This window comes from Luteococcus sp. Sow4_B9 (assembly GCF_052116585.1).
GTDB lineage: Bacteria > Actinomycetota > Actinomycetes > Propionibacteriales > Propionibacteriaceae > Luteococcus.
In genome coordinates this window covers 59,718-86,450 of record NZ_JBQKKT010000010.1, presented here as the reverse complement: position 1 = coordinate 86,450, position 26,733 = coordinate 59,718, and the positions used below count along the sequence as shown (strand labels likewise).

Annotated in this window: 3 protein-coding genes; all 3 read left to right on the top strand. The window is 69.0% G+C overall.

Annotated elements, in window-relative coordinates; all coding sequences use genetic code 11:
* The first annotated feature begins 110 nt into the window (after positions 1-110).
* Genes ACTQ49_RS08290 through ACTQ49_RS08280 form a run of 3 tightly spaced genes read left to right on the top strand, consistent with a single transcriptional unit; the run spans position 111 to position 26,658 of the window.
* Positions 111-25,499: a DUF7507 domain-containing protein gene (locus ACTQ49_RS08290; protein WP_441827374.1), complete on the top strand. Its 25,389-nt coding sequence runs from the start codon at positions 111-113 to the stop codon at positions 25,497-25,499.
* Positions 25,496-25,972 (top strand): hypothetical protein, encoded by a 477-nt coding sequence (locus ACTQ49_RS08285; protein ID WP_441827373.1) that lies wholly within the window; start codon positions 25,496-25,498, stop codon positions 25,970-25,972. The genes ACTQ49_RS08290 and ACTQ49_RS08285 overlap by 4 nt, the downstream gene beginning before the upstream one ends.
* Entirely contained in the window at positions 25,969-26,658 is a 690-nt protein-coding gene (locus ACTQ49_RS08280) for a class E sortase (RefSeq protein WP_441827372.1), read from the top strand. The genes ACTQ49_RS08285 and ACTQ49_RS08280 overlap by 4 nt, the downstream gene beginning before the upstream one ends.
* Positions 26,659-26,733 lie beyond the last annotated feature (75 nt).

The following is a 26,733-nucleotide window of genomic DNA, read 5'->3' as shown; positions in this document are numbered from 1 at the left end:
AGGATGTTGTTCGTTCGCTTGTGGTGAACCCCTCCAGCTGTCAAGATTGCCGAGAGCTGCCCATGTCGGGTGGCATACGGAATCGGCTCGGGGGAGCAATGGAGTGAGTTGTGTCATTCGGCCCCGCGCGTCGCCGGCTGATGCTGCTGCTTGCCTTCGTGCTGGTGGTGCCCCTCGGCCTGGTCACCCCAGATCCGAGGGCGGAGGCGCTCACCGTCGACCCGATGACCCGAACCGGCACCTATGACGTGCACGGCGACTTCGTCCTCGTCGGCAACGGCGTGATGACCACCACCTCCTACAACTACTACTACGGCTACTCGCCGGACTACCTCTTCGGCGGCAACACGGACCCGAACGTCGTCAACGACTTCTACCGAATGACCATGGTCGACGTGGACGGCTCCTCGGCCACCTTCAACTCCAGCCGCGCGACCTACACCATTCCCAAGGGGGCCTCCGTCGTGGCCGCGAAGGTGATCTGGTCCGGCAACACCGGCGGGGCCAGGGGCTGGACGGGGGGCACCACCTGCACCGCGGCCAGCGACCGGCCCGCCACTCTGCCGCCCTCGCCCGCCACCTCGAGCCCGAGCACCCAGTCCATCCAGGTCAGCCTGAACGGCAAGACCTCGGCCTATGCGCCGACGAACTACACCACCGACGTGGGCAACACCGCGTTGATCAGCGGCCAGTCCTACTACTACTCCGCCGAGGCGGACGTGCTGGCCCAGTTCGCCGGCGTGGTGGGTGACGGAACCTCCAAGACCGTCACGGTGGGCAATGTGTGGACCCCCCAGGGCTATGGCTGCTACGGCGGCTGGGCCCTGGAGCTGGTCTACGACTTCGGCAGTTATGACAGCACCCAGCCCAACGCCTCCCAGCGGCGCATGGTCTACGTCTTCGACGGCTACGAGCGCAAGTTCGAGGGCGATGCCGAGACCACGATGCAGATGACCAACCTGCAGCCGCAGGGGGCGGGCGCCAAGATGGGCACGGTGGCCTTCGAGGGCGACGCCGGCATCACGGGCGACACCGTCTCCTACACCGACACCACGAACCCGACCAAGGCCGAGATCGTCAACCCGACGACCAATCGCACCGGCAACTACTTCGTCGGAGAGGCCGACGGCTCGGTGGCCTATGCCCCCGCCAGCACCTCCACCTTCTACAACGCCAGCGTGAACACCACCACTGCGCTCATTCCCAACCTGGTGGCGGGCGACTCGACGCTGACCCTGTACGTGAAGACCGTCGGTGACTCCTTCCTGCTCAGCAACACCATCGTCTCGGTGCCGGTGGCCGACATCAAGATCACCAAGACCGCCGCCAATGGTGAACAGGATGCGGCCTACGCACCGGGTTCGGCGCCGAGCTTCCGCATCACCGTCTTCAACTCCGGCTCCGTTGCCCTGCAGAAGATCTCGGTGACCGACGCGCTGGTGGCCGGCTGTGCTCGCACCGAGGCGCAGATGACCGCGCTGATCAACTCCACCTTCAAGGTCACCACCGGTGTCATGCCCGCGGGTGGTTCGGTGGAGTACACCTGCGTGGCGTCCATCACCACGGAGCCGTACACGAACAATGCCAAGGTCATCGGCCAGACCGGTACCGGCATCCCGGTGAGCTCGTCCAATGACTCCAAGGTGCTGATCGGCAAGTGGGAGGTCACCAAGGCCGCCAAGTATCCCGACGTGCCCAGCGGCACCGTCCCCACCTGGGTCTTCACCGTCAACAACACCGGCAGCGCCGACATCTTCAACATCCAGGTCAACGACCCCAATGCCCCGGCCTGCACCAAGACCATCCCGCTGGTCCAGGCGGGCACCAAGTACACCTACGAGTGCCTGGGGCCCTCGGCCATCACCACCACGACGACCAATGGCTTCACCGCCACCGGTACGGCCAAGGCCACCAGCTCGTCGACGATCACCGTCCCGCTGACCGCCGGCATCACCCCCACCGACCCGAATGCTCCCACGGTGGAGGCCTCGGCGGTCAAGCTCACCAAGACCGTCGACAAGGCGATCGTGAATGTGGGGGAGCAGGTCACCTTCAGCTTCGCCGTCACCAATACCGGCAGCTCGACGCTGAACACCATCTCCCTGACCGACCCGGAATTCGCGGCGTGCAACCAGGCCAATGTCGGCCCGCTCGCCCCCGGGGCCACCAAGACCGTCACCTGCACCGTCACCCCCTTCACCACGGCCAGCGCCGGCAAGCTGACCAACCACGCCACCGTCGTCGCCACACCCCCGTCGGGGCAGACCGTGACCGCCAGCAGCCAGGTGGACGTGGACAACAAGTCCCTGCAGGTGAACAAGACCGCCAAGACCAATGACCTCAATGGAAACGGCGTGCTGGATGCCGGGGACACCGTGGACTACTCCTTCACCGTCACCAACACGGGCTCCGGCCTGCTGACCGGCATCTCGGTGGCCGACCCGCTGTTGAGCGGGTCCACCATCACCTGCTTCGCGACGAGCCTGGCGGCGGGGGAGACCACCACCTGCACACCCAACCGCAGCTACACGGTGACCCAGGCGAATGTCGACGCCGGCACCCTGAAGAACACCGCGACGGCCTCCGGCACGGCCGGTGACGGGTCGACCACCACCGGTACCGCCACGGTCACCCTGACCCCCGCGCAGCAGCCCGCCATCGGCATCGACAAGACCGCCTCCCCGGCCACCGTCACCACCGTCGGGCAGCTGGTCACCTACACCTTCGCCATCACCAACACCGGCAACACGTCGCTGTCCGGCGTGACCCCGAAGGACCCCATGACGGGCCTGTCGGTGCTCACCTGCCGCAATGCCTCCGGCGCCGTGGTGTCCATCCCCACCACCCTGGCCCCCAAGGCCGTGCTCACCTGCACCGCCACCCGCGCCACCACCCAGGCGGACATCGACAAGGGCTCCGTCGCGAACACCGCCACCGTCACCGCCACCAGCCCCAAGGGCACTGCGGTGAGTGCGACGGACACGGCCACCGTCACCGCCACCCAGAAGTCCACCATCGCGGTCTCCAAGAAGGCCGACGCCACCACCTTCGCCACCGTCGGCCAGGTGGTCACCTACACCTTCAGCACCACCAACACCGGCAACACCACGCTCTCCGGTGTCCAGATGACCGACCCGATGACACGTCTGGCCAACCGCACCTGCACCCCGACGATGCCCGCCACCCTCAAGCCGGGCGAGGTGCTCACCTGTACCGCGACGCTGACCGTGAACCAGGCCGACATCGACGGCGGTTCCATCAACAACACCATGACCGCCAACGCCCAGCCGCCGAGCGGCACCGCGATCACCGGCCAGGCCTCCTGGGTGATCAGCCCGGCCGCCGGCCCGGCCATCGCCCTGGCCAAGACGGCCAGCCGCGACAGCGTCACCGCCGCCGGCCAGGCCATCACCTACACCCTGGTGGCCACCAATTCCGGCAACACCACCCTGAACAATGCCCGGATCACGGACCCGATGACCGGCCTGGTGATGGGCACCTGCACCCCGGCGCAGGGATCGCAGCTGGCCCCGGGCACCAAGATGACGTGCACCGGCAGCTACACCAGCACCCAGGCCGACGTCGACCGCGGCACCATCACCAACACCGCCACCGCCACCGCGACCGACAGCCACGGCACCGCGGTGAACACCACCGCCACCAAGGTCATCACGGCCACCGCCGCTCCGGCGCTGAGCCTGACCAAGTCCGCCGACCCGTCGCAGGCGACGGCCGCCGGCCAGGTGGTCACCTACACCTTCGTCGCCAAGAACACGGGCAATGTGACGCTGTCCTCGCTGGCCATCACGGACCCGATGGCCGGTCTGTCCGCGCTGTCCTGCACCCCCACCGCGCTGGGCGGCAGCCTGGCCCCCAATGCCCAGACCACCTGCACGGCCACCCGCACCACCACCCAGGCCGACATCAACGCGGGTGCCATCAACAACACGGCCACCGCCACCGGCAAGACCCCGAACGGCGGGACGGTCACCTCCACCACCACCGCCAAGGTGACGGCCAGCCAGAACCCGGGCTTCACCGCCGTCAAGAGCGTCACCCCGTTGCAGGTCACCAAGGCCGGTGACAAGGTCACCTACTCCGTCGTGGTCACCAACACCGGCAACACCACGCTGACCAACCTGCGCGTCGCGGACCCCAAGCTGCCGCTGACCTGCGCCCCCATCGCGGCCGGTGCGGCGCTCCAGCCGAACCAGAGCACCACCTGCACGGGCAGCTACACCGCCACCCAGGCCGACGTGAACGCCGGCACCATCAACAACACCGCGACCGTCACCCTCACCCCGCCCGCCGGCGCGGACCTGGTCCGCACGTCCAGCGCCGTGGTCACGGCCGCCTCGACGCCGTCGCTGAGCACCACCAAGACCGCCAGCACCACGACCTTCACCAAGGCCGGCGACGTGATCAGCTACACGATCACCGCCACCAACACCGGCAATGTGAGCCTGACCAACACCACCGTCACGGACCCGATGTTCACCGGCGGGTCGCCGCTGACCTGCACCCCGTCGGGCGCCGTCACCCTGGACCCGGGCGCCAGGATCACCTGCACCGGCTCGCACACCATCACCCAGGCCGAGATGGACGCCAGGACGCTGACCAACACAGCCACCGCCAAGGGCACCACCCCCACCGGCCAGGCCGTCACCAGCACCGCGAGCGTCACCGCCACCGGCACCCAGACCCCGGCCTTCACGCTGGCCAAGAGCGCCAGCCCGGGCACCGTGACGGCCGTCAACAAGCCGATCACCTACACCGTCGTGCTCACCAACACCGGCAACGTGACGCTGGGCAACGCCACCATCACGGACCCGAAGGTCACCAGCTGGACCTCCTGCACCCCGGCGCAGGGCAGCCGCCTCGCGCCCGGCGCCACCATGACCTGCTCCGGCACCTACACCACGACCCAGGCAGACCTGGACGCCGGCAGCATCCTCAACACCGCCACCGGCGGCGCCACGGAGCCGGCCGGCACCGCGCTGGCGCCTCGGACCGCCAGCGCGGTGGTCAGCGCCACGCAGGCCACGTCGATGACCTTCACCAAGACGGCCACCCCGACGCGCGTCTCCAAGGTGGGCGACGCAGTCACCTACTCCTTCGTGGTCACCAATACCGGCAATGTCACGGTGAACTCCGTCGCCGTCACGGACCCGATGCCCGGGCTGTCCGCCATCACCTGCCCCGCCACCACCCTGGCGCCCGGCGCGAGCACCACCTGCACCGCCACCCGCACCACCACGCAGCAGGACCTGAACACCCCGGCGGGCAAGCTGGTCAACACCGCCACCCTGACGGCCAAGGACCCCAAGGGCACCACCCTGGACCCGTTGACCTCGTCGGCGACGGTCAACATCACGCAGAACACCACGCTCAGCCTGGCCAAGACGGCCAACCCGACCACCGTCTCGGCGGTCGGCGTGCCCGTGACCTACACCATCGTCGCCACCAACACCGGCAATGTGGACGCCGGCAATGTGCGGATCACGGACAACCTGATCGCCAGCACCGCGCTGAGCTGCACCCCCACCGCCGGTTCGACCCTGGCGCCGGGCGCCACGATGACCTGCACCGGTACCCGCGCCTCGACGCAGGCGGACCTGGACGCCGGCAAGGTGGTCAACACCGCCACCGTGAACGCCCAGACTCCCGCGGGCAGCGCCATCACACCGGTCACCGCGCAGGCCACCGTCACCTCGACGCAGACCGCCAGCATGTCGCTCACCAAGACCCCCAGCACCACCACCGTCGCCACCGTCGGCCAGGTCATCACCTACAGCTACCTGGTGACCAACACCGGCAACGTCACCCTGAGCTCCGGCAAGGTGCTCGACGCGCACCCCGGCCTGTCCGGCATCGCCTGCCCCGCCCAGCAGAACCTGGCGCCCGGCGCTTCGCTGACCTGCACCGCCACCTACTCGGTGACCCAGAACGACCTGAACGCCGGCAGCATCCCGGACACCGCCCAGGTGCGGGCCGAACGCCCCGGCGGCAACACCGCGGACACCGCCGACGACGTGACCGCATCGGCCTCCGCGCTGGTGACCGCCACCCAGGCGCCGGCACTGTCGCTGAGCAAGATGGCGAGCCAGACCGACTACCGCACACTGGGCCGCGTCATCACCTACACCTTCGAGGGCACCAACTCCGGCAATGTCGACCTGACCAATGTCCGGGTCAGCGATCCGATGAAGGGCCTGTCCGCCCTGACCTGCACCCCCGCCCAGGGCAGCACGCTGGTGCCGGGTGGACGCATCAGTTGCACCGCCACCTACGCGATCACCCAGGCGGACCTCGACGCCGGCTCCCTGACCAACACGGCCACCATCAGCGGCGTCGATCCCAAGGGCAAGACCGTCACCACCACGGCCACCAACACCATGACCTCGGTGCCCAGTCCGAACGCCACCCTCGTCAAGACGTCCTCGCCGAGCACCGTCAGCAAGGCCGGCGACGTCATCACCTACTCCTTCCTGGTCAACAACACCGGCAATGTCACCCTTGGCACGGTCCAGGTGACGGACAAGATGGTGGGACTCAGCCCTGTCACCTGCCCCACGAGCACCCTCGCCCCGGGCTCCCAGACCACCTGCACGGCCAGCTACACCGTCACCCAGGCGGACATCGACCGCGGCAACATCCCGAACACCGCGACGCTCACCGCCAATGACCCGCAGGGCAACCCGATCACCCCACGCACCTCGTCGTCGACGACCAATGTCAGCCAGAGCCCGGCCCTGTCCGTCGACAAGCAGGCCTCGCGCACCACGATCGACGCCGTCGGCCAGACCATCGGCTACAGCTTCGTGGTGACCAACACCGGCAACGTGACCGCGAATGCCATCACCGTCACGGACCCGATGCAGGGCCTGTCCGCCATCTCCTGCCCCGCCACCACCCTGGCCGTGGGGGAGTCGATGACCTGCACCGCCGGCTACACCACCCGCCAGTCGGACCTGGACAGGCCGACGCTGTCCAACACCGCCACCGTCAAGGGCGTCTCGCCCACCAATGTCGCAATCACCCCGGCCAGCGACACCGTCACCATCGGCGTGACGCAGCGCCCGGCCTTCACCGTCGACAAGTCCGTCGACAAGCTGGCCTATGCCGCGCCCGGCGACCTGCTGACCTACACGGTGCGCACCACCAACACCGGCAATGTCACCCTGACCGGTGTCTCCGTCACCGACGAGATGACCGCCCGCGGCCTGAGCTCCTTCAATTGCCAGGTGGTCGATGCGGCGAACAACCCGCTGCGCACCGGCAATGGCCCGATCGCCCTGGCACCGGGGGAGACCAAGCTGTGCACGGCCACATACTCGGTCAAGCAGGCGGACATCGACGCCGGGACCATCGTCAACACGGCGACGGTGACGGCCAACGACGCGGCCGGCACGGCACTGCCGCCGATGTCCGACAGCGAGACGTCGACGGCGACCCTGAATCCCGCCGTCACCCTGTCCAAGACCGCCGACACGCAGAACTACTCGGCCGTGGGCCAGCAGGTCACCTACACGATGGTCCTCACCAACAGCGGCAACGTGACGCTCGCCAATGCCACCATTACCGACCCGCACCCCGGCCTGTCGGCCCTGTCCTGCACCCCGGCCGCCGGCTCCTCCCTGGCGCCGCGCGAAGCCATGCGCTGCACCGCCACCTACTCCGTTACCCAGGCGGACCTGGACGCGCTGAAGATCCGAAACACCGCCACCGGCAGGGCCACGCCACCCGGGGGAGCGGCCCTCACCGAGACGGCCAGCCGTGAACTCGTCGCCCTGCCCAAGCCCAGCCTGACCGTGGCGAAGTCCGCCAACCCGACGACCGTCACCACCCTGGGCCAGACCGTCACCTACACCTTCGTGGTGCGCAACACCGGCAACGTGACCATCACCAATGGCCAGATCGTCGACCCCATCGACGGACTGTCCGCCATCACCTGCGATGCCTACGCACTGGCGCCGGGCAAGGACACCACGTGCACCGCCACCCGCAAGGTCACCCAGGCGGACCTGGACCGGGGCAACATCCCCAACACGGTCCAGGTCAAGGGCACCGACCCGGCCGGGACACCCGTCGAGGCGTCGGGCGGCACCACCGTCCAGGTCACCCAGAGCCCGAAGCTGACCGTCGACAAGACCGCTGACCAGGCCCAGGTCCCCGCCGTCGGCCAGACCATCAACTACACCTTCCACCTGGTCAACGAGGGCAATGTCCAGCTCAACCAGATCGTCGTCACCGACCCGCTGCCGGGCCTGGGACCGATCAGCTGCCCGGTGACTGCCCTGGCTCCCGGCGCGGCCACCGACTGCACGGCGAGCTACACCGTCCGGCAGGCCGACGTCGACGCCGGCAAGCTGACCAACACCGCCACAGCCACGGCCACCTCTCCGACGGGCGTCAAGACGACCGGCACCGACACGCTGACCCTGACCGCCCCGCAGAACCCGGCCTGGACCTTCGCCAAGACCGTCGACAAGACGACCGTCACCACCGTCGGCGAGCAGCTCACCTACACTTTCCGAGTCACCAACACCGGCAATGTCACGCTGGGCGGCGTGCTGGTCACCGACCCGATGACCTCCACCGGTCTGAGCACGCTGTCCTGCCGCATCCACTCCAGCGCCGGCACCGACCTGCGCGCCGGCACCGGTGCCGTCACCCTCTTCCCCGGCGAGTACAAGCAGTGCACCGCCGTCTACTCGGTCACCCAGAACGACCTCAACCAGGGCACGATCCCCAACACCGCCACCGTCAACGCCAAGCAGCCGAACGGGACGGCCATGCCTCCGCTCAGCTCCTCGCAGATGGTGACCGCGGACCAGAAACCCAGCGCCACCTTCACCAAGACCAGTGACCTGAGCACCTACAACCGCGTCGGCCAGGTGGTCAACTACACCCTCGTCTACGCCAACACCGGCAATGTGGACCTGACCAATGTGTCCATCACGGACCCGAGCGCCGGCATCGGCGCCCTGGCCTGCACCCCGGCGGCGGGCGCCACCATCGCCCCCGGCAAGTCGATGCGCTGCACCACCAGCCACACCATCACCCAGGCCGACCTCGACGCGCAGAAGTTCATCAACAGCGCGTCCGCCACCGGCCAGCCGCCCACCGGAGCGGCCATCGACCTGACCGCCACGCGTACCGTCACCGCGACGCTGAACCCGGCGATCACGATGACCAAGACCGCCTCCCCGAATCCCGTCGCCAAGGCGGGCGACGTGGTCACCTACTCCTTCGCCATCACCAATTCCGGCAATGTCACGGTCAAGAACCTGGCTGTCGCCGACCCGCTGCCCGGCCTGTCGGCCGTGAGCTGCCCGGTGACGACGCTGGCCCCCGGCGACAAGACCACCTGCACCGCCACGCTGACCACCACCCAGGCCATGGCCGATGCCGGGACCCTGCGCAACACCGCGAAGGCCACCGCCACCGACGTCGCGGGCACCGAGGTCGGTGCCGAGGGCACGGCGGTCCTGCGCTTCAGCCAGGCCCCCTCCCTGGAGGTCGTCAAGACCGCCTCGGTGGACAGCGTCGCCGCCGTGGGGGACCCGGTCACCTACACCTTCGTGGTGCGCAACACCGGCAACACCACGATCAACGAGATCGTCGTGTCAGACCCGATGTTCACCCCGACCGCCATCAGCTGCCCGCGAACCAGCCTGGCGCCCGGCGCAGAGATGACCTGCACCAGGGACTGGGTCGCCACCCAGGGACAGGTCGACGCCGGCAGCTTCACCAACACCGCCACAGCCACCGGCACCACCCAGACCGGCGCAGCCGTGCCCCCGGCGCAGGGCAGTGACACCGTCACCTCCGAGGCGAAGCCGTCCTGGACCTTCACCAAGACCGCCGACGACACCACCGTCGACCGGATCGGCCAGGCCGTCGTGTACAAGCTGGTGGTCACCAATACCGGCAATGTCACGCTGAAGAACGTCTTCATGAATGACCCGCAGATCTCCCAGGAGTCCACGGACAAGCGCCTGTACGACTGCTACGTGCTCAACGCCGACGGCAGTCGCGCGCTGGACGCCCCCGGAGCGGTGGACCTGCTGCCGGGCCAGCAGAAGGTCTGCCACGGCAAGCGCACCTTCCTCCAGGCCGACTTCGAGGTGCCGGACCCCGACACCTCCACCACGGGCATCGACTGGCCGAACACCGCCTACGTCGACGCCACCACGCCCGACGGCACCGCGCTGCCGCGGGCTTCGGCCCAGGAGACGGTCTACTTGATCCCGAAGCCCGACTTCGAGATGACCAAGCGCGCCAGCGCGCAGACCTACAACCGCGTCGGCCAGGTGATCACGTACACGATCAATGCCAGGAACACCGGCAACGTGGACCTGAACGACGTCCAGATCATCGACAAGAAGTTGCCGGCCGCCACGTTCGAGTGCACACCGGCGATGGGTTCGACGCTTGCCCCCGGTGCCACCATGACCTGTTCGGGCGCCTATGCGGTCACGCAGGCCGACATCACGGCAGGCAGCATCGTCAACGAGGCCACCGGTCGCGGCGTCGACAACCAGGGCACGAGCCACGACGCCACCAGTTCCGCGGTCCTCACGGTGCGCTACTTCGGAGCCGTCGGCATCGCCCTGGAAAAGCAGGCGAGCCCGCGCACCGTCGGCAAGGCCGGCGACGTGGTCACCTACTCCTTCCTGCTCACCAACATGGGCCTGTCGACGATCACCGACCTTGCCATCGCCGACCCGATGCCCGGCCTGTCGGCGGTCACCTGCCCGTCGACGTCGCTGGTCGGCACGCCCGACGCCAATGGCGACGGCACCCCGGACCCGGAGAGCCCGTCGCAGATGACCTGCACCGCCACGTACACGGTCACCCAGGCCGACGTCGACGCCGGCAGCTTCACCAACACCGCCGTCGTCACCGGCAACACCGTCAACGGCGGCAACACCGTGGCCCTGACCGACAAGGCGTCGGCCAGCGTCGAGGCGCCGCACCAGCCGTCGATCGACCTGACCAAGACGGCCGTCGCGCGCGACGGTGCCGTGGACGCCGTCGGCGACCTGGTGGACTACACCTTCACCGTCACCAACACCGGCAACGTCGCGCAGAACGACGTCACCGTTACGGACCCGATGAAGAACCTGTCCGCCGTCACCTGCGAGGCCACCGTGCTGCAGCCCGGCGAGCAGACCACCTGCCGCGCGACGCTGACCGTCGACCAGGGCCAGCTGGACCTGAAGTCCCTGGACAACACCGCCACCGTCACCGGCACCGACCTGACCGGCGTCGTCTCCACCGACACCGCCAGCGCCAGCATCAAGACCGCCCAGACCCCGGGGCTGGTCTTCACCAAGCAGGCCAACCCGACGACGGTCACGAAGGTCGGCGACGTGGTGGACTACACCTTCACCGAGACCAACACCGGCAATGTCACGCTCTACGGCCTCACCGTCGACGAGCCGATGCGCAGCCGCCTCACCGAGATCAGCTGCACGCCCAGCGCCACCACCCTGGCACCCGGCGTCACCCGCACCTGCACGGCCCGCCTCGTGGTCACCCAGGCGGACCTGGATGCCGGCAGCATCGTGAACACCGCAAAGATCAGCACGGTCCTGGCCGACAACACCGCGGGCCCGTCCGGCGAGTCCACCGCCACCGTCACGGCGGAGCGCACGGGCGGCATCGAGGTCACCAAGACCGTCGACAAGCCCACCTATGCCGCGGTCGGCGACGCGCTGCACTACGAGATCCTGGTCACCAACACCGGCAACGTCACCGCCAGCAACATCACGGTCGTCGACGACCTCGCGGGCCTGTCGGACCTGGACTGCACCCCGGCGCTGACCGCCACCACCACGCTGGCCGGTGGTGCCCAGATGAGCTGCCTGGCCACCTACACCGTGACCCAGGCAGACCTCGACGCGAAGCAGGTCAGCAACACCGCCCACGTCGCCGCTGACTCCGCGTCGGGGCTCCTGGCCGATGACTCCGACCCCGTCGTCTCGACTGCCTCCCTGCGGCCCCAGATCACCGTGGACAAGGCCGCGAAGACGGCCGAGGTCACCGCGGCGGGCCAGGTCATCGACTACACCTTCACCATCACCAATACCGGCAATGTGTCGGTGGACAGCCCTGCCGTCGTCGACACCTTCACCGCTGGTGCCGGCAAGGCGACCCTTCCGGTCGCCTGCCCCGCGGGAAGCATCGCGCCCGGCGCATCGGCCACCTGCACGGCCAGCTACACGGTCACCCAGACCGACATGGACGACCCGGGCAAGTTGCTGGCCAACACGGCCACCGCCACCGTCAAGGACCCGGCGGGCACCGAGGCCACGGCCACCGACGAGCACACCCTCCCCGTGGTGCCCGACTCGTCGGCCACCCTGGACAAGACGGTCTCGCCCAGCACCTTTGCCAAGGCAGGTGACGTGCTCACGTACACGCTGGTGACCAGGAACACCGGCAACGTCACCCTGACGGTCCGCCAGCTCGACGACGCCCTGCTGCCGCCCGAGGCCAAGGCCGCCATGCTCGGCGGTGACTGCACGATGTCGCTGGCCCCGGGAAGGACCTCCACCTGCACCTACACCCACACCGTCACCCAGGACGAGGTTGACCACGGCAGCGTCTCCAACACCGCGACGCTGACCGGTGCAGCACCCGACGGCTCGCTGACCGCCGTGCAGGACACGGCGATCGCCACAGCCGAGGCCAAGCCGCACCTGAGCTTCACCAAGACCACGGACGTGGCGTCCGTCGAGAAGATCGGTGACCTGGTCACCTACACCTTCGAGGTGGTCAACGACGGCAACCTGACCCTCAGCCACGTCAACATCACCGATCCGCACGAGGCCCAGTTCGTCGCGGCCCCGACGTGCGTGATCGTCGCCGTCGACGGCACCGAGCGCAACGGATACGGCCCGACGGCCATGGCCCCGGGCGAGACCAAGCGCTGCACCGCCACCTACCCGGCCACCGCGGCGGACTTCGACGCCGGCACCATCGTCAACGTCGCGGAGGTCACCGCCGACTCGACCGCCGGCGCGCTGCCTCCGGCCCAGGCGACGGCCGTCGTCACCACGACGCAGAGCCCGTCCCTGCAGACCACCAAGGTCGTCGACAAGACCAGCTTCTCGCACGTCGGCGAGGTGCTGGGTTACACGATCGTGCTGGAGAACACCGGCAACGTCACCCTGGGCGACGTGCGGATGGCCGACCCGGTGGCCACCGAGAACGTCACCTGTACCCCGGCGCAGGGCAGCCCCCTGGCACAGGGCGCCAGTATGACCTGCCAGGCGCAGCACACCGTCACCCAGGCCGACCTCGACGCGCTGGGTGTGAAGAACATCGCCACCGGCAGCGGCCAGCCCCCGACCGGTGAACGGGTCAGCGACCCGAGCGACGAAGTGGTCAGCACGGCCACCCTGGTCAGCCAGCTGGACCTGGTGAAGACCGCCGACACCACCACGGTCACCAGGGCCGGTCAGGTGATCACCTACACCTTCACCGTCACCAACACCGGTAGCTCCACCCTCAAGGACCTGACGGTCACGGACCCGAAGCCGGGGATGAGCGCCCTCGACTGCGGCGGCACCACCACCCTGGCGCCGGGTGCGGTGGTCAAGTGCACCGCCAGCTACACCGTCACCCAGGACGACATCGACACCGCGGACCCGGGCAGCCAGGTCGGCATCGCGAACGAGGCCACGGCCGCCGCCGTCGACAATGCAGGCACCACCGTGCAGGACGTGGACCAGGTGGCCATCCAGGTGGACCACAGCCCGGCCGTCAGCATCACCAAGACGCCCAGCGTGCAGACCGTGAGCACGCTGGGGGAGAAGGTCACCTACACCTTCGTCGCCACCAACATCGGCAACGTGGCCCTGACCAACTTCCAGCTGGTCGACCCGATGATCCCGGCCGACGAGCTCTCCTGCCCGGCCGCCACCACGCATGTCGCTCCCGGCGAGAGCTTCACCTGCACGGGCGTGGTCACGGTCACCCAGGCGATGCTGGACAACGGACGCATCGACAACACGGTCAACGTGACGGCCAACGACCCGGACGGTGACCTGACCGCCACGGGGCAGGCCACCAGCGAGGTCACCGCCGTCCGCACCCCGGGTCTGCAGCTGGAGAAGACGGGACCGGCCAGCGTCAGTGCCGTCGGGGAGGCGATGGACTACACCTTCGTCGCCACCAACACCGGCAACGTCAGCCTGTCCAATGTCTTCGTCAGTGACCCCATCGACGGCCTGGGCAGCCTGGACTGCACCATCACGCACCAGGCCGACGGCTCGACCAGCCCGGGCAATGGCCCGATCGGCCTGCTGCCCGGCGACGTGAAGACCTGCACGGCCAGTCGTCTGGCCACCCAGGCCGACGTCGACGCCGGCACTGTGGTGAACACCGCGACGGTGACCGCCGACGGCCCCACCGGCACGATCTCCGATGACGCCACCTGGACCACCACCATCGCCGCCGCGCCCGCCCTGACGATCACCAAGTCCCAGGACAAGGACCAGTACGGCACGGTCGGTGAACTGATGTCCTACAGCTTCCTGGTCACCAACACCGGCAATGTCTCCGTCAGTGGGGTGACCGTCGCGGACCGCCTGCCGGTGGCGAACATGTCCTGCACCCCGTCGGCCGGCTCGACGCTGGCCAGCGGCCAGACCATGTCCTGCACCGCCCAGTACGCCGTGACCCAGGCTGACCTCGACTCCGGCAACATCACCAACACCGCCAGTGTCAAGGGCACCGACCCCTTCCAGACCCCGGTCACGGCCGATTCCAACGAGGTCGTCGCGAAGGCCGTGCTCACGACGCGGATCGGCGTCTCCAAGAGCCCGAACCCGCAGACTGTAACCAAGGCCGGCCAGCAGGTGGACTACACCTTCACCGTGACCAACATGGGCAACTCGACGCTGCACGATGTCACCCTGTCCGACGTCTTCACCCATGGCGGCACCGGAGCCATGACCGCCATCACCTGTGAGGACCCGGCCGCGGGTGCGGTGCTGCCGCCGTACACCATCGCCCCGACGAAGACGCTGGTCTGCCAGGCCACCTACACGACCACGCAGGCGGATCTGGACGGGGCCCTGCCTGAGGGCACCGATGCCGACCCGACGCCCCTGCTGATCGACAACACCGTCACGGTGCGCGGCACCGATGCTGCGGGGGCGACCGTCGACTCCACCGGCACGGCGAGCGTCGGCGTGGACCACCAGCCCGCTCTCAAGCTGACCAAGACGCCCGACGTCACCACGGTCGACGCGGTGGGCGACGTGATCACCTACACCTTCACGGTGGAGAACACCGGCAATGTCACGCTGCACGACTTCGAGCTGCGTGACCCGGTGCGTGACCTGTCGGCGCTGAGCTGCCCCGCCGGCACCGACATGACCCAGACCGAGCCCGGCGTCGCGACGGTCCACACGCCGCTCGCACCCGGTGCGTCCTTCTCCTGCACCGCCACCAAGACCGTGGGCCAGATGCAGCTCGATGCCCTGCGCATCCCCAACACGGCCACCGCCACCGCGCTGGACCCCGAGGGCGAGCGGACCCAGCCCGCGCAGGCCAGCGCCGTCGTGACCCCGGACCAGCAGCCCGCCATGACCCTCACCAAGGCGGCGGACAAGCAGACGGTCAGCACGCTGGGTGAGCCCATCACCTACTCCTTCGTGATGACCAATACCGGCAATGTCACCCTCACCAATGTCCAGATCGACGACCCGATCGACGGCCTGGGGGCCTGGACCTGCGAGCTCGTCGCCACCGACGGCACCCGCACCGTCGCCACCGGCGGCGACCCGGTGGCCCCCGGCGCGCGCAAGGAGTGCACAGTCTCCCGGCTGGCCACGCAGGCGGACCTGGACCGTGGCTCCATCACCAATACCGGCACCGTGGGCGCCAGCTCGCCGGCCGGACCCATCCCGTCGGTCAGCTCCAACACCGTCGTCATCCAGACGGTGACCACGCCGTCGGTGCGGCTGGTCAAGACCGCCTCCCCCACGCGCGTCGCCGCCGCGGGTGACGTGGTCACCTATGCCCTGGACATCGTCAACGACGGCACCGAGACCCTCACCGGGCTGGCGCTCAGCGACACCATGCCCGGCCTGACCAACATGCGCTGCGACGGTGACCTGACCGCCCCGCTGGCCCCCGGCGCCGAGCTGCACTGCTACGCGGACAAGACGGTCACCGCCGACGAGATGAACCAGGCGACCATCGACAACACCGCGACGCTCACCGCACAGGTCCGGCCCTCGGCCGCCAACCCGTCGGGCACCCTGACCAGCACCTCCAGCGCCCGGGTGATCCCCGTCCACCAGCCCAAGCTGGAGCTGACCAAGACCCACGACGTCGCCTCCGTGCGCGCCGCGGGCGACACGGTGGTCTTCACCTTCACCGTCACCAATGTGGGCAATGTGGAGGTTGCCGAGGTCGGCATCGACGACCCGATGCTCACCACGCCCGCCACCTGCGCCAACACCACCCTGGCGGTCGGGGCGTCGACCACCTGCACCGCCACCTACACCGTGGTCCAGGCCGACATCGACCGCGGCAACCTCACCAACCGCGCGGAGACCACCGGCGTCGACCCCATTGGCGGCGACCCCGTCACCCAGGGCGTGGCCACCGACGAGGTGCCCGTCGTCCAGGAACCGAGCCTCGACCTGGTCAAGACCGCCCGCGACCCCGGCCACCCGGTGGAACTCGGCGAGCTGGTCACCTGGGACGTCGTCGCCACCAACACCGGCACCACCACCCTGACCGAGGTGGAGATCACCGAGCCCGGCATGGAGGGCAACCTGGTCAGCCTGGACTGCACGCCCGGCAACAATGCCACCCTGGCGCCGGGCGCGAAGCTGTCCTGTGTGGCCGTCACCCGCGTCATCCAGACCGACATCGACTACGCCTCCAGCCTGAACTTCGCCCAGGTCACCGGGCGGGCACCCGACGGCACCTTCCTGGGCGACCCGGAGACGGACCCGATCTGGGCCTCCGACGAGGTGCCCACCATCCAGGGCGAGGAGAAGGTGGAGTTCACCAAGACGCCGTCCACCACCTCGGTGCGCCAGGTGGGCCAGACGGTGACCTACACCTTCACCGCCGTCAACACGGGCACGCTCGGCCTGTATTTCCCGCACATCACGGACCCCATGCCCGGCCTGTCGGAGCTGACCTGCGACAACGACGGCGAGGGGACCCTCGACCCGGGCCAGACGATGACGTGCCGCGCCACCTACACCGTCACCCAGGCGGACCTGAACCGCGGTCGGATCGACAACGAGGCCACCCTGGACTACCAGCTGCTGCCGCAGGACGGCGGCAACGACTACACCTCCCGCACCGTGACGGCCACCGCCTCCGTCGCCGCTGCCCAGGAGCCCTCGCTGAAGCTCACCAAGACCGCCAGCACCACCACGGTGCAGCAGGCCGGCGATCCGGTGGATTACACCTTCAGCGTTCTCAACGACGGCAATGTGGACGTGCGCTTCGTCACGGTCAAGGACCAGCTCCCCGGTCTGGGCGCCCTGTCCTGCACCAATGAGGACCTGGAGCCCGTTGCCCTTCCGGTGGACCTTCCCGCCGGCGAACAGCTGCTCTGTTCTGCCAGCTATGTCTTCGACCAGAAGACCTTCGACGCTGGCGCCCTGGTGAACAATGCGACTGCCACCGGCACCACGCCGCTGGGCGAGCCCGTCACCTCGAACACCTCGTCGGTGACGGTCACGCCCAACCAGGATCCCTCGGTCAGTCTCACCAAGACCACGTCCACGAAGCTGGTGCAGAAGGTGGGGGAGAAGATCACCTACACCATCACGGCCACCAACACGGGCAACGCGACGCTGGCGAACGCCACTATCACGGACCCGATGGTCTCGGAGTCCTTCACCTGCACCCCGGCCGCCGGTTCCTCCCTCGCGCCCGGTGCCACGATGACCTGCACCCTGGTGCACGTCGTGGACCACCAGGACCTGGAGAACGGGCAGGTGACGAACCTGGCGAGCTTCACCGCGACGAATCCCAAGGGTGAGGCCGTCACGGCCGAGGCCGGTACCACAGTCCCGGCGCTGTACAACCCGGAGCTGACCTTCGACAAGTCGGTCAAGGTCGTCGCCTTCGACGGCTCCAGCACCCACGCCGACGACGGCAGCCCCGTCGAGGGCCACTGGCGTGCCGGCAACCCGGCGGAGGGCAAGCAGCCGGACAAGGCGATCTACACCTTCACGGTGAAGAACACCGGCAACATGGACGCCCACTTCATCAATGCCGTGGACACCATGGCGGACCTGTCGGACCTGAAGTGCGTGCTGGACGGCTACGGCATCGAGGTGCCGATGAACTACGACCTCGCCTTCCAGCCCGGCATGAGCGTGACCTGCACGGCCAGCTACACCATCAAGCAGGCCGACGTGGACCGTGGTCTGCTGTCCAACACCGCCACGCTGTCTGCCAAGGAGACCACCGGTGAGCCCTTCCCCGTGGAGACCGCCACCGCGCTGACCCAGACCGACGAGCGGCCCCGGGTGCAGGTGGACAAGACCGCCAGCATCGACGTGTACGACCACGTCGGCCAGGCCGTCACCTACTCCTTCGACCTGTACAACAACGGCTGGAAGACGCTCTACGGCACCCAGATCAGTGACCAGCTCAAGGGCCTGTCGCAGATCGAGTGCGAGAAGACGTCGTGGGCGCCCGGTGAGACCAACCACTGCACCGCCCGCTACGAGGTCACCCAGGCGGACATGGACCGTGGCTCCATCACCAACACGGTGACCGCCACGGCCCGCGGCTTCCTGGGCGACCACGCCCCCGAGGTCACCGACAGCGTGACCATCACCGCCGATGCCCCCGCCGAACTGTCCCTGGCCAAGCAGGCGCAGACCTCGACGGTCACCGCCGCCGGCGAGACGGTCCGCTTCACCGTCACGGCCACCAACTCCGGCAAGGTGACGGCGTCCGACGTCGTGATCACGGACCCGGGGGCCACCATCACCGGCTGTGACAAGAACATGCCGGCCACCCTGGCGCCCGGCCAGACGCTGACCTGTGACGTCGAGTACGTCGCCACCCAGGACGACGTGAACCGAGGCCGGGTCACCAACACGGCACACGTCGTGGGCAATGACCCCAGCGGAGCGGCCATCACCCCGAAGGACGCCACCAGCACCGTCGCGGCCAACCGCTCCCCCCAGGTGGACCTCACCAAGGTGCCGGACAAGGCCACCTTCACGACGCTGGGCGAGACGGTCACCTACACCATGACCGCCGCGAACACGGGCAACACGACGCTGGACTCCGTGACCATCAGTGATCCGCTGGAAGGCCTCTCGGCGCTGTCCTGCACCCCGGGATCCGGCTCGTCGCTGGAGCCCGGCCAGAAGATGACCTGCACCGCCACCTACCAGGTGACGCAGGCCGACCTGGACCGCGGCAAGCTGCCGAACAGGGCCACCGTCACCAGCGAGACCCCGGGCGGGGATCCCGCCGAGCCGGCGGATGACGTCACGGCCAGCGCCGACAGCCTGGTCACCGGCGTGTCCCGGCCGTCGCTCTCGCTCAGCAAGAGCGCCGACGTGGATGCCGTCTCCTCCCTGACCGATGTCATCCGCTACACCTTCGTCGCCACCAACACCGGCAATGTCACCCTGCACGACGTGCTGGTGGCGGATCCCAAGACCGGTCAGGGCATGACGCCCATCCAGTGCCTGGACGCCGACGGTGGACAGAAGACCACCCTCGCGCCCGGCGAGACGATGACCTGCACCGCGGACTTCAGCCCGGCGCAGATCGACCTGGACCGCGGCACCATCCCGAACACCGCCAAGGTCACCGGCGTCGATCCCTTCGGCACCCCGGCCCAGCCCGGTGAGGGCTCGACCACCGTTGCCGTGGAGCAGAACCCGGACTTCGGCATCACCAAGACCGCCGACCACACGCTGGTCACCAGCGCGGGCGAGAACGTGCTGTACACCTTCGTCGGCACCAACACGGGCAATGTGTCCCTGCACGTCGTGCAGATCAGTGATCCGCTGCCCGGGCTGAAGAAGATCGGCGCCGACGGGCAGCCGTCGGCCGAGGACGGCCTGACCTGCTACCCGGAGCTGCCCGCGGACCTGCCGCCGGGAGACTCGGTGATCTGCCGTGCCTGGTACACCACCACGCAGGCGGACCTCGACGCCGGATCGCTGAACAATGTGGCGACCATCACCGGCGAGGACCCGCAGGGCAAGCCGCTGCCCCCGAAGACCGATGACGAGACCATCGTCACCGTCCCGGCCGACGCGCGGATGGCCGTCACCAAGACCGCCGACGTGACCACCATCACCGAGGTGGGCCAGAAGGTCACCTACACCTTCGTCGCCAGCAACCCGGGCAACCAGACGCTGAACGACGTCGTCCTCACCGACGACCACGAGGGCCTGACCGATGTCACCTGCACCCGGCAGGACGGCGGCACCGCCCTGCTCCCGGCGCTGAACACCCCGGTCACGCTGGCCCCCGGCGAGGAGATGACCTGCACCGCCGCCTACACCGTCACCCAGGCGGACATGGACCGCGGCATCGTGGACAACTCCGTCGTGATGACCGCCACCCAGGGCGGCAAGCCGCTGGACCCGATGCGCAACACCAGGCGCCTGTTCACCACGCAGTCCCCGAAGGTGACCGTCGACAAGACCGCCACCGTCGCGGGCACCACGGACAATGTGGTGCGCGCCGCCGGCGATCGGATCGACTACACCGTCACCATCGCCAACAGTGGCAATGTGGTGGCCCGTGGCCTGGCCCTGGCCGACCCGATGCCGGGTCTGGTGGACGTCGCCTGCACCGTGGACGGCGCCCCTGTGGCCGCGACCCATGCCAATGGCCGCATCGCCCTCGACGGGCTGCTCCTGCAGCCCGGTCAGCAGGCCATCTGCACCGCCGGTCACGTCGTCACCCAGGCCGAGCTCGACGCCGGTGACATCACCAACACCGTCGCCCTGAGCGGCACCACGCCCACGGCGAACCCGGATGACCCGGCCACGCCCGGCGACGCGCCGCTGCCGCCCACCGACGACAGCGTCACGGTCGCCGTGGACCCGGCCAGCAAGGTCACCTTCACCAAGACCACCACCGCGGTCGCCCCGAAGGCCGGCGAGACGGTGGACTACACCTTCACCATCACCAACGAGGGCGCGCTGTCCGCGACGGTCTCGCGGCTGACCGACGACATGGTGGGCCTGTCCCGCATCGTCTGTGGCCCGGCCGATGCCGAGCGCAGTCTGCCCTTCGTGCTGGCCCCCGGCCAGACCGAGACCTGCCGCGCCAGCTACGTCGTGCAGCCCGCCGACGCCGAGGCCGGCAGCATCAGCAACACCGCCGCCCCGACTGTCACCAATCCCGACGGCTCGCCCGTCGAGGTGCCGGACAGCACCGTCGTCACCCCGGTGACGCCGAGCCCGGACGTCACCTTCACCAAGGACGCCGTGCTGACCGACAGCAATGCCGACGGCAAGGCCACCACCGGCGAGAGCATCACCTACACGCTGACCGTCACCAACACCGGCGACGTCACCCTGCGCGACGTCCTGGTCAGCGACCCGATGCTCCCGCGCCTGAGCTGCACCCCGGCGCAGGACCAGCCGCTGGCCCCGGGCGCGGTGCGCACCTGCACCGGCACCCACGTGGTCACCCAGGCCGAGGCCCGCGACGGCAAGGTCACCAATGTGGCCACGGTCACCGGACCCCAGGTCCCGACGAACGAGGACGGCACGCCCACCAGCGCCACCAGCACGGTGGACGCCTCCACCAACCCGGCGATGACCGTGGACAAGTCGGCCGCGCTGGTGGACACCAATGGCGACCAGCTGGGCAATGTGGGTGAGCAGATCAGCTACACCGTCATCGTGCGCAACACCGGCGACGTGACGCTCGACCAGATCACCGTCACCGACCCGATGCCGGGCCTGGCGGACTTCACCTGCCGCGACGCGGACCAGCCGCTGCTGGTGGGTGCCAGCCGGGTCTGCACCGGCACGTACACCATCACCACCGACGACGTGCTGCGCGGCGAGGTGGCGAACACCGCCACCGCCAGCTCCCCGCAGCTGCCCAGTCCCGTGGAGGACACGGCCACCGTCACCGTCACGCCCACCCGCACCGCGGCCCTCAGCAAGGCCGCCTCGCTGGTGGACACCAACCACGACGGCGTCGGCAGCATTGGTGAGACGATCGACTACTCGATCACCGTCGCCAACACCGGCGACGTCCCGCTGACCGGTCTGGCCCTGTCCGACCCGATGCTCCCGTCGCTGGCCTGCACCCCGTCGCTGGCCGAGGCCCTGCCCGTGGGGCAGAGCGTGGTCTGCACCGGATCGCACCTGATCACGGCCGACGACACGGCGGCCGGTGCCGTGCTGAACACCGTCACCCTGACGGGCACCCAGCTCCAGACCCAGACCGCCACCGCCCTGGTGCCGACCTCGACGCAGCCCTCCGCCACCATCACGAAGGCGGCCGCTCTGTCCGACACCAACGGCGACGGCTTCGGCACCGTGGGGGAGAGCATCCGCTACACCATCACCGTCACCAACACCGGGGACGCGGTGCTGCAGCAGCTCGTCGTCGACGACCCGATGCTGCCCGAGCTGAGCTGTACCCCGGCGGCCGACCAGCCGCTGGCGGTGGACGCGGTGCGCACCTGCACCGGCACCCACGTCATCACGCAGGCCGACGCGGCTGCCGGATCCGTGGCCAATACCGCCACGCTGAGCGGGCCGCAGGTGCCCACCACCCCGTCGAACACGGTCACGGTGCCCACCAGGCCGCAGCCCGCCGCCACCATCAGCAAGGCCGCATCGCTGGCCGACGCGAATGGCGACGGCGTCGGGAACGTGGGCGAGGTGATCGGGTACACGATCACCGTCACCAATACCGGCGACGTCGACCTGGTCGGTCTGCAGGTCTCCGATCCCATGCTGCCGCAGCTCGTCTGCACCCCGTCGGCTGACGAGCCGCTGGTGGTGGGCGCCGTGCGTACCTGCACCGGCAGCCATGTCATCACCGAGGCCGACGCGCAGGCCGGGTCCGTGGCCAATACCGCCACCCTCAGCGGTCCGCAGGTGCCCAGCACACCGTCCAACACGGTCACGGTGCCCACCAGGCCGCAGCCCGGTGCCTCCGTCACCAAGACCGCCAGCCTGGCGGACACCAATGGCGACGGCGTCGGCACCGTCGGCGAGAGCATCAGCTACCTGATCCGGATCACCAACACCGGTGACGTGGCGCTGACCGACATGACCGTCAGCGACCCGATGTTCCCGACGCTGGACTGCACCCCCGCCCTCACCGAGCCGCTCGCGGCCGGCGCCGTGCGCGAGTGCACCGGCACCCACGTGATCACCGCCGCGGAGGCCGCGGCCGGATCGGTCAGCAATGTGGTCACCGTCACCGCGCCGGGCCTGCCCGACGACCCCACGGCCAGCTCCGTGGTCACCACCCGCACCAACCCGAACGCCACCCTGGCGAAGAAGGCCGAGCTCGCCGACACCAATGGCGACGGTCTGGGCAGCGTGGGCGAGACCATCACGTGGACCATCACCCTGACGAACACCGGTGACGTCGCCATCGAGGACGCCACCGTGACCGACCCGATGATCGGCTCGCTGAGCTGCACGCCGGCTCAGGCCGTCCCGCTCCCGGCGGGCGAGGCCAGGGTCTGCACGGGCACGCACGTCATCACCAGCGAGGACGCGAAGGCCGGCCTGGTGGCCAACACTGTCACCGCCAGCAGCCCGACCACCGGCGAGATCCCGCCGGCCACCTCCGTGGTGCGGGTGACCGGCAACCCGGCCGCCATGCTCGACAAGACGGCCACGCTGGTCGACGCCAATGGCGACGGCGTCGGCACGGTGGGCGAGACCATCGACTACACCGTGACCGTCACCAACACCGGCGACGTGCCTCTGACCACCCTGCGCCTGTCCGACCCGATGCTGCCGGAGCTCACCTGCACCCCGTCGCTCGACGGGCTGGGGGTCAACCAGCAGGCCGTGTGCACGGGTAGCCACGTGATCACCCAGGCGGAAGCCCTGGCCGGTGCGGTGCGCAACACGGTCACCCTGACCGGCGGACAGCTGCCCGGCCCGGTCACCGACGATGCCGTGGTCACCACGCAGGCCAACCCGGACATGACCTTCACCAAGACCGCCGCCCTGCGCGACGCGAACGGTGACGGTGCCGGATCGGTCGGCGAGGTGGTCGACTACACGCTGACCATGACCAATACCGGCGACGTGGCCCTGACCGACGTGACGGTCTCCGATCCGATGCTGCCGGAGCTCGTCTGCAGCCCGTCGCTCGACGTGCCGCTGGCCGTCGGCGCGGTGCGCACCTGCACCGGCAACCACACGATCACCGAGGCCGAGGCGAAGGCCGGCTCGCTGGCCAATGTGGCCACCGTGACCAGCCCGCAGGTGCCCGAGGTTCCGCCGGCCACGGCCATCGTGACCACCCGGCCGAATGCGTCGCTGACGCTGGTGAAATCGGCGAAGCTGGACGACACCAATGCCGACGGCTTCGGCAGTGTGGGGGAGACGGTGCACTACACCATCACCGCCACCAATACCGGCGACCAGACCCTTACGGACCTGGTGATCGCGGACACCATGCTCGGCGACGCCATGACCTGCACCCCGGCGCAGGACCAGCCGCTGGCGCCCGGCGACGTGCGTACCTGCACCGGTGAGCACGTGATCACCGAGTCGGACGTGACCAATCCGGAGCACTCCGGCCAGCTGGTCAACACGGCCACCGCGACGAGTCCGGCCGTCGGGCAGATCCCGCCGGCCACGGCCGTGGTGCCGCTGAAGGGCAACCCGTCGGTGACGATCGACAAGACCGCGGTGCTGGACGACGCCAATGGCAATGGCGCCGGGAATGTCGGCGAGACGATCCGCTACACCATCGTCGTCACCAACACCGGCGACGTGGTCCTCACCGATGTCAGCGTTGAGGACCCGATGCTGGGCAGCATGACCTGCACCCCGGCGCAGGACCAGCCGCTGGGTGTCGGCGAGGTGCGCACCTGCACCGGTGAGCACGTCATCACCGACGCCGACGTGGCGGCCGGGAGCGTGGTCAACATCGCGGTGGTCAAGGGTGTCCCCGGTCAGCCCGAGGACCCGACGGACTCGGTCACCGTGCCCGTCGAGCCCATGCCCGTGGATCCCGAGCCCACCCCGACGCCGACGCCCACCCCGACGCCGACGGATGAGCCCACCGTGGTCGTGACGCCTACGCCGGTGCCCACGTCGGCGCCCGCCGAGAGCCCAGAGGTCGTCGTCCCGGCGCCCTCCGTGACCCCCACCCCCGCCTCCAGCAGCGCCCCGAGCCCGGATCGCCCGGGCATCGCGAGCACGGGTGCGCAGGTTTCCCTGGGACTCCTGCTTGTCGGCTTGATCGCGACTCTGTCGGGCATCATGCTGGTGGCACGAAAGAAGAAGGAGAACTCGTGACCACTTCCCCCAACCCCGCCATTTCCCCCAAGAAGGCCCTCTCGATCCTCACCTGTGCCCTCCTGGCGGTCGGGAGCTTCGCCGGCTGCACCAAGGACGACGAGAAGGCCGACGGTGCCACCGACAAGTCGGCGGCTGCCGTGCCCACCGTCACCGCGCCGCCACTGCCCAAGGAACCCACCTTCAAGGGGGATCCGGTGGGCGCAGTGGCCGACGTGAAGATCGTCGACTGCCCCACGGAGAAGGGTGAGCAGACCGCCAAGATTGCGCTGACGAATTCCACCAAGAAGGCGCGCGACTACGCTGTGATGGTGATCTGGCTCAAGAACGATTCCGGCACTCCGCTGGGCTCCGGCCTGGTGACCTCCAAGGCTGCCGCGCCCGGCAAGAAGGTGGACCTGACCGTGAAGGCCAAGGTCGTGGACAAGGCTGATCGCTGCGTGCTCAATGTGAAGGCCGGCACCCTGAAGTGAGCACCACCACGAACGCCAGCCGGGGGCGGGGCCGCAGGGGCCCGTCCCCGGTCAGCGTGATTGGACTGGTCCTGCTGCTGGTGGGGCTGGGCATCCTGGGGTGGGCCGGATGGCAGTTCTACGGCACCAATTTCACCTCCCGCAAGGCCGCCGACCAGGCGGCCACCGAGCTCAAGCAGGACTGGCGCGCCAACAGCTCGACGGGCAAGGGCTCGTCGGCCGAGGAGCCCAGCACGATCCCCGGTGAGGCCATCGCCCTGATGCGCATCCCGGCCTTCGGCGCGGACTACGAGTGGCCGATCCGGGTGGGCACCGATGATGGGACGCTCGCCAAGGGCATCGGCTGGTACGAGGACACCGCCCAGCCGGGCGAGGTGGGCAACTTTGCGGTGGCTGGACACCGCGTCACCCACGGAGAGCCCTTCCGCAGGCTCCTCGAGCTGGAGAAGGGTTCGGTCGTGGAGGTCGAGACCCGCGACGCGATCTTCACCTACCAGCTGGACAATGCGCCCTCGGAGATCACCGTGGCCGACGTGGACGGTGGCTGGGTGCTGGATCCCGTTCCCGGCAAGCCGACGGAGACCCCCACCAAGGAGATCCTGACGCTCACCACCTGCCAGGACCTCTTCCACTCACCTGACCGGTCCGTCGCCTTCGCGCATCTGGTCAAGACGGACAAGAAGTAGCGCCGTTCCCCGAGCTTGCCGAGGGGAACCGAAAGGCGCCGTCACCCACCCGGGGACGGCGCCTTCGTTGTTGAA